This window comes from Actinomadura sp. NPDC000929 (genome assembly GCF_040492065.1).
GTDB lineage: Bacteria > Actinomycetota > Actinomycetes > Streptosporangiales > Streptosporangiaceae > Spirillospora > Spirillospora verrucosospora.
Map to the genome: position 1 here is coordinate 1 of NZ_JBEUPA010000207.1, position 11644 is coordinate 11644.

Consider the following 11644-nt stretch of genomic DNA (forward strand, 5'->3'; position numbering starts at 1 on the left):
CCACCAGATACGACAAGCTCTCCGTCCGCTACCAGGCAACCCTCGAGATCACCGCCATCAACGAATGGCTCCACCTACTTCGAAACACGGCCTAGATCCGGGATCAGTTCGGGGTCAGGGCCGTCTGGGAGTCGGCGGTGGCCGGGAGGCGCAGGGTCGTGGGCGCCGGGACGATCGGCAGCACGGTGAACAGGTGGTCGCCGCCCTTGCCGGTGGCGAGCATGCGGGACGCGTAGACGGGCGCGGAGCCGGGCCTCGGCGTGATCACCACGCCGAAGGAGGCGTCCGCTCCGCCGCCGGGCGCGGTGAGCTCGGTCTCCACGGTCCGTCCGGCGGGGATCTCGACCTGCCGGGGGGAGCCGGCGCCCTGCGCGTTCAGGGTCGTGACCTGGACGCTCGCCGCGCCGGACGGGGCGGTCAGGGACAGGGACGCGTCGAAGCGGTTGTCGGCGACGACGCCGGGCGACGACGCGCTGAGCGGCGGTGTGGCGGCGCCGTAGGCGACGTCGGCGCCCCGGTCGGCGGCGAAGCCCGCCAGGATCGGGCGGTCGGCGACGAGCCGGACGGCGGCGGCCCTGCCGGACAGGGCGCCGTCGAGGGGGACGGAGGTCACGGTCTTGCCGGGGGCGTCCAGGACGTCCTGGCCCTGCGGGGCGAACGCCCCGGCCGAGGTGATCACCTGGACCCTGATCCGGGCGTCGGCCTCGCCGGGGACCGCGACCAGCAGGCGGCGCCCGCCGGAGCCGCCCGGCACGCCGGGGACGAGGGCGGAGGCGGCGGGCGGGGCCGACCGCGGCAGCCACTCGACGCCCTTCTTCTTCCCGATCCGGACGCGCAGGGACGCGGCGACGCGGCCGCTGGTGGTGCGCACGCGCAGGGCGAGGTCGGCGGCGGTCTTCACGATGTCGCCGAGGCCTTCGGGCGACCCGCCGATCCTCACGACGCGGGTGGTGTAGGGCTCGACGGGCGTGCCGCGCCCCTCGGTGGTGTCGAGGGGGCCCTCGCCGGACAGGGCGGAGACGTCGACGGACGCGGGCTGCGCGTCGACGTTGGTCAGGTAGAGGTCGAGTTCGTCGGCGGCGACCGGCCCGGGGCCCAGGAACCACAGGTCGGTGCCGGGAGCGGCGCAGCGTGTCGCGGCGAGGCCGCGGTCGTCGCCGCCGTCCTCGTAGGCGGTCTGCTCCGCCTCCAGCCCGCCGGCGATGGGCCCCGTGGCGCGCAGGGTGGAGGAGTCGCCGCCCGGCTCGGTGTCCTTGCTCCAGCCCTGGCCGGGCGACGTCACGGACCCGAGCGGGGTTCCGCCCTTCGTCGGCGTCAGGTCGACGCGTCCTCCGCCGCTCTTCCGGGCGAGGGTCTGGACGGCGAGGCGGCCGCCCTCGTGTCCGGGGCAGACCGCCAGGGCGTGCGTGACGGGCGTCTCGCGGCCCTTCTCGGACGCCTCGCCCGGACGGGAGAACGTCGCGGCGCCGTAGAGGGCGGCGACGGCGACGAGCATGAGGGCGGCGATGGCGTAGCGCATGCCGAGGAGGCGCAGGACCTTGTCCATCAGGACACCTCCTCCGTGCTGGGCTCCTCCACCGGCTCCGGCGCCTGGGGAGGCTCCGGCGGCTTCGCGGGCTCCGCGGGCTCGGCGGGCGGCAGTGCGCGCTGGGCGCGGGCTCTGGGCGCGCGGCGCCGTCCGCGCCGTCCACGACGGCGGCGCTCCCGCTCCCCGGCGGGCGTCAGCGTGTCGGTCTGCGCGCCCGGCAGCGCCAGGACGGCCACGAGCAGGACGGCGATCCCCTGGACGGCGACCCAGATGTGCCGCGTCGTCATCGACCGGGTCAGGTCGAACTCGCCTCCTGCGGTGGGGATGTCGTATCCCTGCGCCCAGCCGTCCACCGTTCGCGCCTTGACGTCGCGGCCGTTGAGAGCGGCCCGCCACCCGCCGTCGGCGGGCTCGGCCAGGAGGAGCGTGCGCGGGCCTGTGCCAGGCGGGATCTGAACGCGCGCGTCGACGCGTCCGGCGGGCAGGGGCGTGACGGTCGAGCCTTGCAGGAGCATCATCCGGGCGGACGTCGCCTGGAGCCGCCACACCGCGAACGTGCCCGTGCGGCTGAGGCGCGTCAGTTCTGGCGACGCGTCCAGGACCTTGGTGAGCGGGTCCTTCGCGGGGTGCGGCACCAGCAGGTACTGGACGCCCATCCGCGTCAGCGCGGGCCCGTCGTCGCCCTCGCGGCCGGCGGCCAGACCGGCGACGAGGTCGTCCATGCGGTCATGGGCCCGGCCCTTGACGGTGACCTCCGCTTCGCCCAGACGGGGCCGCGCGCCCCTGAGCACCGTGTAGGAGACCCGTCCGGTCGGCTCCTGATGCAGGACGAGCGTCCGGACGCCACCCGTCCCCTGGACGAACTGGGGAACCGTGTCGGGGTCGACTCTCCCGAGCGGGCCGGCCGCGCCGCCGGCCACCCAGAACGCGGCCGCGAGGACGGGGGCAGTGAGCGCGGCGACCAGCACGGCCGCCCCGCCGGCCTTGTAGATCAGGTGGCTTCCTGCGAGGACCTCGGTGGCGCGCTGGACGGCGGCGGTCGCGGCGAGCAGTACCCCGGCGCCCGCGAACAGCAGCGCCAGACCCGGCCACACCGGCGCCTCGTCCGCCCCCTTGGTGACGGTGGCGGCGCTGGTCAGCACCGCGACGAGCAGCCCGAAGACGGCCAGCAGCCAGCCGGCGAGGACGTGGCCCCGGCGGCCGCGGAGCGGCAGCGCGCACACGGCGACCGCGAGCAGCCCGGCGAGCGCCCACCGCGCGGGCGTGCCCGGCCCGCCCGGGTCGAGCGCCAGCAGGTCGGCCGGGGCGGCGGGGGCGAACCGCCGGTGCAGCCCCGCCTCCGTCAGGAAGCGGGACGGGTGGAGCAGCAGGCCGGCGGTCCACGGCAGCGTCAGCAGCGGCGGCACGCCGAGCGCGATGGCCAGGCCGCGCAGGCCCTGGCGCCCCGGCCGGTCCAGCAGCGCCCGCACCATCCCGGCGGCCAGCAGGGCGATCGGCCAGACCAGCGGCACGAAGGACATCGCGACGGTGAGGAGCAGCGCGACCGTCCAGGCGGCCCGGCCCGCGCGCTTGCGGCGCGTCCGGGCGTCCATCCCGGCGGCCTGCGACCGGGGGAAGCCGTAGAAGCGGGCCGCGTGCACGGCGATCAGCGGCAGGAGGACGAGGACGACGCAGGTCCCGATCCGCCCGCCCGCGACGGCGCCGGTCGCGGCGGGGAGCAGCGCGTAGACGGCGGCGAACCAGGCGCGGACGGCCGACACCGGGACGCGGCGGCCGGTCGCGCGGGCGCGCCGCCCCGTCCGCGGCGCCTCCACCACCAGCAGCCGCGACGCGCGGTAGGCGGCGAGCCCGGCCAGCGGGACGCTGCCGAGCAGCAGGACCGACACCGCGAGCCATGGCTTGCCGAACGCCGCGGTGGACAGCACGGCCAGAACCCCGACGTAAGGGGGGCTGCCCGCGTCGGTGCCGAGCCCCACCGGATGCCAGCCGGACAGGTACTGCGCCCACAGGTCGCTCGCACCGCCCCACGCGGGGACGAGCGCGCCGCCGCCGAGCCGTCCGGCGGCCGTCGGCAGGGAGCGTTCGGCCGCGACCGCGACGGCGGTCAGGCCGAGCAGGAGCAGCACGCCGGGACGGGCGAGGAACCGGCGGATCGGGCCGGGCTCGTCGGCCGTGAGGTCGTCGTCCCGGTCCTCGCGTTCGCGCTCGTGGACGGCGAAGTACTCCGAGACCGCCTCGCCGGCCCGGCGCAGCACGACCCAGCGGGTCCGGAACCGCCGGACGCTGCGCCGCGCGCGCGTGCGGCCCTCGGCGCGAGCGGCCCGCGCCCGCCGGAGCCGTCCGGGCGAGCGCAGCACGTCGCCGAGCGCGCGCAGCTCCTCGCGGGCCATGCCCGGCCGTTTGGTCGCCACCAGGACGAGGGCGTGCGCGAGCGACGCCCACACGTTGCGGACGAGGGCCCGCGCCATCGCCCCGAGCGGCTGGTTGGCGAGCAGCGTGAGCAGCGCGTTGCGGCGGTCGCGGCGGGCGGGGTGCTCGGCGGTCATGCCGATCTCGCGGAGCCCGCGCCGGGACGCCTCGGCGTGGTAGACGACGGCGTCGCTCGCGGTGACGACCCGGTGCCCGGCGGCGTGGACCCGCCAGCAGAAGTCGAGGTCGTCGCGGAAGATGCCGTACTCGACGTCGAAGCCGCCCAGCTTCTCCCACACGTCGCGGCGGACCAGCATCCCGGCGCTGCCGACCGACAGGACGTCGCGGACGCCGTCGTGCTGGCCCTGGTCGAACTCGCGCCGGTCGAGGCCGGTGTGGCGGCGCCCGGCGGCGTCGACGGTGACGCCGAGCTCGCGCAGGACGCGCCGGTCGTCCCAGTCGCGGACCTTGGGGCCGAGGACCGCCACGTTGGGGTCGGCGTCGGCCGTCCGCAGCAGCCGGTCGAGCGCGTCGCGGTCGGGCGCGCAGTCGTCGTGCAGCAGCCAGATCCATTCGGTGCGGGGCTTGGGCGGCCCCTGGGCCTGGTCGGCGTGGTGGGCGGGGGCGGACTCGTCCTCCGGGACGGGCGCGGACGCGGCGTCCTGCCGCAGCGCCTCGGCGACGGCCTCGCCGTAGCCGGTGGTGCGGGGCAGCGTGAGGACCGCGTCCTCGCCGACGACCTCCGCGAGGACGGCGGGGCCGCGGTCGGCGCTCCCGGTGTCGACGGTCACGAGGCGCTGCACGGGGCGCGACTGCGTGAGCAGCGCCTTCAGCGCCTCCGGCAGCCACCGCGCGCCGTCGTGCGCGACGAGGACTGCGGTGACGACATGGCGATCGAGGGTGGGGGCCAAGGGTCGCTCGATCTGTGGGACGGACGGTGTCGGTGCCGGTCGGACGGGCCGTGCGCGGCGTGCACGCGGTCCCGGACGGACAGCAGCCGTGCCGGCCCTGGGGCCGACACGGCTGATAACTGTACGCGTGGCCGCGCCGGGCACGCTCCGGATCCACCGATCCGGGACGCGGCCCGCGAGTCAGACGGCCTGCCGCTTCAGCTTCCGGCGTTCCCGCTCGGAGAGCCCTCCCCAGATGCCGAACCGCTCGTCGTGCTGCAGCGCGTACTCAAGGCACTCCGTACGCACCTCGCATGCCCGGCACACCTTCTTGGCCTCGCGAGTGGAGCCGCCCTTCTCCGGAAAAAAAGCCTCCGGGTCCGTCTGCGCGCACAGGGCGCGCTCCTGCCAGCCCAACTCTTCGCCGTCTGTGCCGTGCGCCAGCGGGATGACCACCTCGCTCACAGCGCACCTCCCTGCCCGTGGAACCCCCTGGTCAATGCCCTCCCACGAGTTCCTTCCCCCGAGACGGCATTGAAACTACACCGACGAAATTACACGCGTGTAGCAGTGGCCCCGTCAAGCCGGAAGACATTCCCGGGCGACATAGCGGGTTTTGCCGGGATGTGAATGCCGACCTTTGGATGAAGATCAGTTAATCGGGCGGTCACCGCCGGGACGGCGGCCTCACTGCGGGGGCGGGGGGCGGTTGTCCCGGTACCAGTCGCCGCCCTCCTGGTCGCCCGCGGGCGGCGCGGGCTGCGTGCCCTGCGGGTCCTGGCCGGAGCCTCCGCCGCCGCCGTAGGCACGGGTCCACTCGCCCATGTCCTCCTCCTCGGCGGGCGGCTGGCCCTGCTGGCCGCCCTGCTGGCCGCCCTGGTAGCCGCCCTGCTGCCCGTACTGCTGGTACTCCTGCGGCTGGCCGTACTGCTGCTCGTAGCCGGGCTGGCCCTGCTGGCCGGGCTGGCCGTACTGCTGCTGTCCGTACTGCTGCTGGCCGTACCCCTGGGCGGGCTGCTGCGGCTGCCCTTCGCCGTACTGCTGGTACTGCTGGTACTGCTGCTGGCCGTACTGCTGGTCGTAGCCGGGCTGGGCGGGCTGGCCGGGCTGCTGCCCGTACTGCTGCTGGCCCGGCTGGCCCTGCTGGTAGCCGAAGTCGGGGTAGCCGCCCTGCTGCTGCATCTGCGGCTGCGGACGGGGCGGCTGCATCCCCTTGAAGACCGTGAAGGCGAACCAGCCGCCGACGCCGACCACGGCCAGGTCGCCGGCGCCGACCAGGAAGGTCGTGAGCTTGGTCACCGCGCCCGCGTAGTCCGAGTCGGCGAGCATCCCGCTCAGCCACGAGATCACGCCGAACAGCCCGATGCCGCCGAGGACGCCGAGCGCGCCCATGGTGATCGTCCGGGCCTGCGGGGTCGGGGTCGCGCCCCAGGTCGTCAGCATGATCGCCAGGACGACGAGGCCGACCATCGCGACCTGCAGGAAGGTCCCGTCGTTGGTCTGGCCGAGGGCGCGCAGCGTGAAGCTGCCGTCGCCGCCGAGAAGCGAGATGATGCCCGCGAGAAGGTGGACGCCCGCCGCGGCGAGCAGGACCCAGGCGGCCGGTTCGCGCAGGCGCTGGACGGCTTCCTTGTTCACGGTGGCATCTCCAGACTCGGGGCCGGGTGTTCTCCGATAGCACGCAAAGCTTTGCATAGTGTCGCCCGGAGCGGCGACCCCTCTGCTCTCCTCGGGGATCACCGTAGGGTTGAGGTCATGAAGATCGTGGCGTTGGCGGGCGGGATCGGCGGCGCCCGTTTCCTGCGCGGGCTCCTGGCGGCCGCCCCGGAGGCGGAGATCACCGTCATCGGCAACACCGGGGACGACATCTCCCTGTTCGGGCTGCGGGTCTGCCCCGACCTGGACACCGTGATGTACACGCTCGGCGGCGGCATCAACGAGGAGCAGGGCTGGGGACGGGCGGAGGAGACCTTCACCGTCAAGGAGGAACTGGCCGCCTACGGGGTGGGGCCGGGCTGGTTCGGGCTCGGCGACCGCGATTTCGCGACGCACATCGTCCGGACGCAGATGCTGGCGGCCGGCTACCGGCTGTCCGCGGTGACCGAGGCGCTGTGCGACCGGTGGCGCCCGGGGGTGCGGCTGCTGCCGATGACCGACGACCAGGTCGAGACGCACGTGGTGGTCGAGGACGAGCAGGGGCGGCGCGCGATCCACTTCCAGGAGTGGTGGGTGCGGATGCGCGCCTCGGTCCCGGCGCTGTCGATCGCCGCGGTGGGCGCCGCGGAGTCCGCGCCGGCGCCGGGCGTGCTGGCGGCGATCGAGGCGGCCGACGTGGTGCTGTTCCCGCCGTCCAATCCGGTGGTGAGCATCGGGACGATCCTGGCGGTCCCCGGCATCCGGGACGCGGTCGCGGCCAAGACCGTGGTGGGCGTGTCGCCCATCGTCGGCGGGGCCCCCGTGCGCGGGATGGCCGACGCGTGCCTGACCGCGATCGGGGTGGAGACGTCGGCGCGCGCGGTCGCCGAGCACTACGGCCTCGGGCTGCTGGACGGCTGGCTCGTGGACGAGGCCGACGCGGACGTGCGGGTGGAGGGCATCGACGTGCGCTCCCGGCCGCTGCTGATGCGCGACGCCGAGTCGACCGCCGCGATCGCGCGGGCGGCCCTGGACCTGGCGGTGGAGCTGAAGCGGGCGGGGGTCGCCGAATGAGCGCGGAGCCGGGCGGAGCGGGCCGGGAAACCGTCCCCGCGCAGAGCATCGAGGTCTTCGGCGTGCCGGGGATGCCGGAGGTCGCCGAGGGGGCCGACATCGCCGCGCTGATCCCGGACGGGACGGTCGAGGACGGCGACGTGCTCGTCGTCACCTCCAAGATCGTCAGCAAGGCGGAGGGGCGGGTCCTGGTCGCCGCCGACCGGGAGAAGGCCATCGACGCCGAGACCGTGCGGGTGGTGGCGCGGCGGACGCACGCGCGCGGGGAGACCCGGATCGTGGAGACGCGGCAGGGGCTGGTGCTGGCCGCGGCCGGGGTCGACGCCTCCAACACCCGGCCCGGCACGGTGCTGCTGCTGCCCGAGGACCCGGACGCCTCGGCCCGGCGCCTCCGCGCCGGGGTGCGGGAGCGGACCGGCGCCGACGTGGCCGTGATCGTGTCGGACACGCTCGGCCGGCCCTGGCGCAACGGCCTGACGGACGCGGCGATCGGCGTCGCCGGCCTGGCCCCGCTCAGCGACCTGCGCGGGCGCGACGACGCCTACGGCAACCGCCTGGAGGCCACGATCACGGCGGTCGCCGACGAGATCGCGGCGGCCGGCGAGCTGGTCAAGGGCAAGCTGGAGGGCGTGCCGATCGCGGTCGTGCGCGGGCTCTCCGGCCTGGTCACCCCGGAGGACGGGCCGGGCGCGCGGGCGCTGGTGCGCCCGCCGGAGGAGGACATGTTCCGGTTCGGATCGGCGGACGTGCTGGGCGCGCGGCGCACGATCCGCGAGTTCACCGCCGAGCCGGTGGACCCGGCGGCGGTGCGGCGGGCGGTCGGGGCCGCGATCACCGCGCCGGCCCCGCACCACACCACGCCGTGGCGGTTCGTCCTGCTGGAGTCGGCGGAGTCGCGGACGCGGCTGCTGGACGCGATGCGCGACGCGTGGGAGGCCGACCTGCGCCGCGACGGCTTCTCCGACGCGTCGGTCGCCAAGCGGCTGCGGCGCGGCGAGGTGCTGCGCCGGGCCCCCTACCTCGTCGTCCCGTGCCTGGTCATGGACGGGTCGCACGACTATCCGGACGAGCGGCGGTCGCGCGCCGAGCGCGAGATGTTCGTGGTGGCGGCCGGGGCCGGCGTGGAGAACCTGCTGGTCGCGCTGGCCGTGGAGGGGCTCGGCTCGTGCTGGGTGTCGAGCACGATGTTCTGCCGCGACGTGGTGCGCGACGTCCTCGACCTGCCGGACGAATGGGACCCGATGGGCGCCGTCGGGGTGGGCCACGCGGCCGCGCCCCCGCGCGAGCGGCCGCCGCGCGCCCCGGACGCCTTCATCGAGGTCAGATGAGGGGAACGTCAGGTAAGCGGAACAGAGTGAACGCGCGGGAATAGATCCGGGCGGGCCCCGGCTTCTACGGCCGGGGCCATTCCTTTTGTCCGTTCTTTCGGACCCCGGCGCGGCGCGGAATATGACGATTGGCATAGAGTGCCCGCATGGACGCCACGAGCTCCGCTCTTCGCCGGGCCCTGGCCCGCGCGCGCGACGGCAAGACACTGGACCGATCCGAGGCCGCCACACTGCTGCAGGCGCGGGGTGCGCGGCTCGACGACCTGCTCGCCCACGCGGCGCGCACCCGGGACGCCGGCCTGGAGGCCGCGGGCCGTCCCGGCGTCATCACCTACAGCCGCAAGGTCTTCATCCCGCTGACCCGGCTCTGCCGGGACCGCTGCGGGTACTGCACGTTCGCGACCGTCCCCCACCGGCTCGACTCGCCCTACCTCAGCCCCGACGAGGTGCTGGAGATCGCGCGGCGCGGAGCGGAGATGGGCTGCAAGGAGGCCCTGTTCACGCTCGGGGACCGTCCCGAGGACCGGTGGCGCCCGGCCCGCGAGTGGCTGGACGCGCACGGCTACGACGACACGCTCTCGTATGTACGCGCGATGGCGATCCGGGTGCTGGAGGAGACCGGTCTGCTGCCGCACCTGAACCCCGGGGTGCTGACCTGGCGCGACTTCCAGCGGCTCAAGCCGGTCGCGCCGTCCATGGGGATGATGCTGGAGACGACCGCGACGCGGCTGTTCAGCGAGCGCGGCGGCCCCCACTTCGGGTCGCCGGACAAGGACCCGGCCGTCCGGCTGCGGGTGCTGGAGGACGCGGGCCGCACGAACGTGCCGTTCACGACCGGCATCCTCATCGGGATCGGCGAGACGGTCGAGGAGCGCGCGGACGCGATCTTCGAGATCCGGCGGACGATGCGCGAGTACGGGGCGATCCAGGAGGTGATCGTCCAGAACTTCCGCGCCAAGCCCGACACCAGGATGCGCGACACTCCGGACGCCGAACTGGAGGAGCTCGCCGCGACGATCGCGGTGACGCGCCTCGTCCTCGGCCCGAAGGCGCGTGTGCAGGCGCCGCCGAACCTGGTCGCCGAGCAGTACGCGCTGATGCTGCGCGCCGGGATCGACGACTGGGGCGGGGTGTCGCCGCTGACGCCCGACCACGTGAACCCGGAGCGGCCGTGGCCGCAGATCGACGAGCTGGCCGCCAGGACCGCCGGGGCGGGCTTCGAGCTGCGCGAGCGGCTCACGATCTACCCCGAGTACGTGCGGCGCGGCGAGCCCTGGCTGGACCCGCGCCTCACCGCGCACGTCGCCGCGCTCGCCGACCCCGCGACGGGGCTGGCGCGGGAGGGCGCCGTCCCCGAGGGGCGTCCCTGGCAGGAGCCCGACGGCGGGTTCGCGGCGTTCGGCCGGACCGACCTGCACACCGAGATCGACACGACGGGCCGCACCGCGGACCGGCGCGACGACTTCGACGAGGTGTACGGCGACTGGGACGCCCTGCGCGACCGCATGGCCGCGCCCCAGCGGTTCGACGCGGACGTCAAGACCGCTTTGGCGCGCGCGGAACGCGACCCCGCCGGCCTGTCCGACGACGAGGCGCTGGCCCTCCTGCACGCCGAGGGCCCCGAACTGGACGCGCTCGCCGCGCTGGCGGACGGCCTGCGGCGCGACGCCGTCGGCGACGAGGTCACCTACGTCGTCACCCGGAACATCAACTTCACCAACGTCTGCTACACCGGCTGCCGGTTCTGCGCGTTCGCGCAGCGCCGCACGGACGCCGACGCCTACACGCTGTCCCTGGAGCAGGTCGGGGACCGCGTGGACGAGGCGTGGGAGGCGGGCGCCACCGAGGTCTGCATGCAGGGCGGCATCCACCCGGACCTGCCCGGGACCGCGTACTTCGACCTCGCCCGCGAGGTGAAGCGCCGCGCGCCCGGCATCCACCTGCACTCCTACAGCCCGATGGAGGTCGTGAACGGCGCGTCCCGGACGGACCTGTCGATCCGGGAGTGGCTGGAGGCCGCGAAGGAGGCGGGCGTCGACTCGCTGCCCGGGACGGCCGCCGAGATCCTCGACGACGACGTCCGGTGGGTGCTGACCAAGGGGAAGCTCCCCACGGACCAGTGGGTCGAGGTCGTCACGACCGCGCACGAGATCGGCATCCCGACGACGTCCACCATGATGTACGGGCACGTGGACACCCCCGCGCACTGGGTCGCGCACATCAAGCTGCTGCGGTCCCTCCAGGAGCGGACGGGCGGGTTCAGCGAGTTCGTGCTGCTTCCGTTCGTCCACCACAACTCGCCCATCTACCTCGCGGGGCTGGCGCGGCCGGGGCCGACCGCGCGGGAGAACGTCGCCGTCCACGCCCTGGCGCGCATCCTGCTGCACGGCGCGATCCCCAACATCCAGACGTCCTGGGTGAAGCTCGGGGACGAACTGTGCACGCGCGTCCTCCAGGGAGGGGTGAACGACCTCGGCGGGACCCTCATGGAGGAGACCATCAGCCGGATGGCCGGCTCGGAGAACGGATCGTTCAAGCCCATCAGCGAGCTGGAGGCGATCGCGGCGCGCGCGGGCCGCCCCGCCCGGCAGCGCACCACCCTGTACGGGGACGTTCCCGCCGAGCGCCTGGAGGCGTCCCGCCGCACGGACGGCATCGGGCATTTCGGACGGCAGGCCCTCACCCTGACGCCGGTGTCCCGGCCCGTGTGAGCGTCGCCGTTCGTCCAGTCGGGCAAGCCGGTCGCTTCGATCTGCCACGGCCCGTGGAACTTCGTCGAG

7 protein-coding genes are annotated in these 11644 nt (G+C 74.8%); 3 read left to right on the forward strand and 4 right to left on the reverse strand.

The window, feature by feature from the left end; genetic code table 11:
• Positions 1-103 precede the first annotated feature (103 nt).
• From ABWI04_RS39095 to ABWI04_RS39110, 4 genes are all read right to left on the reverse strand, one after another.
• On the reverse strand, positions 104-1546 hold the full coding sequence (locus ABWI04_RS39095) for a DUF5719 family protein (protein WP_353835540.1): 1443 nt from the start codon (positions 1544-1546) through the stop codon (positions 104-106).
• Positions 1546-4848: a glycosyltransferase family 2 protein gene (locus tag ABWI04_RS39100; RefSeq protein WP_345177722.1), complete on the reverse strand. Its 3303-nt coding sequence runs from the start codon at positions 4846-4848 to the stop codon at positions 1546-1548. Before ABWI04_RS39100 ends, ABWI04_RS39095 begins: the two co-directional genes overlap by 1 nt.
• Before the next feature lie 180 nt (positions 4849-5028).
• Positions 5029-5292, reverse strand: a complete 264-nt coding sequence (locus ABWI04_RS39105) for a WhiB family transcriptional regulator (RefSeq protein WP_021594342.1) — start codon at positions 5290-5292, stop codon at positions 5029-5031.
• A 222-nt stretch (positions 5293-5514) separates the two neighbouring features.
• A complete protein-coding gene (locus ABWI04_RS39110; protein WP_345177720.1) occupies positions 5515-6465 on the reverse strand; it encodes a hypothetical protein in 951 nt (316 codons plus the stop codon).
• Between the two features lie 117 nt (positions 6466-6582).
• Here ABWI04_RS39110 and cofD point away from each other — a divergent pair, with 117 nt between their 5' ends.
• From cofD to ABWI04_RS39125, 3 genes are all read left to right on the forward strand, one after another.
• Entirely contained in the window at positions 6583-7536 is a 954-nt protein-coding gene (gene cofD / locus ABWI04_RS39115; RefSeq protein ID WP_345177717.1) for a 2-phospho-L-lactate transferase, read from the forward strand.
• Positions 7533-8864 carry a coenzyme F420-0:L-glutamate ligase gene (locus ABWI04_RS39120; protein ID WP_345177715.1) on the forward strand — a complete coding sequence of 444 codons (1332 nt, stop codon included), beginning with the start codon at positions 7533-7535 and terminating at the stop codon, positions 8862-8864. The genes cofD and ABWI04_RS39120 overlap by 4 nt, the downstream gene beginning before the upstream one ends.
• 146 nt (positions 8865-9010) lie before the next feature.
• Complete coding sequence (locus ABWI04_RS39125; RefSeq protein ID WP_353835541.1) at positions 9011-11575, forward strand: bifunctional FO biosynthesis protein CofGH; 2565 nt, start codon at positions 9011-9013, stop codon at positions 11573-11575.
• Positions 11576-11644 lie beyond the last annotated feature (69 nt).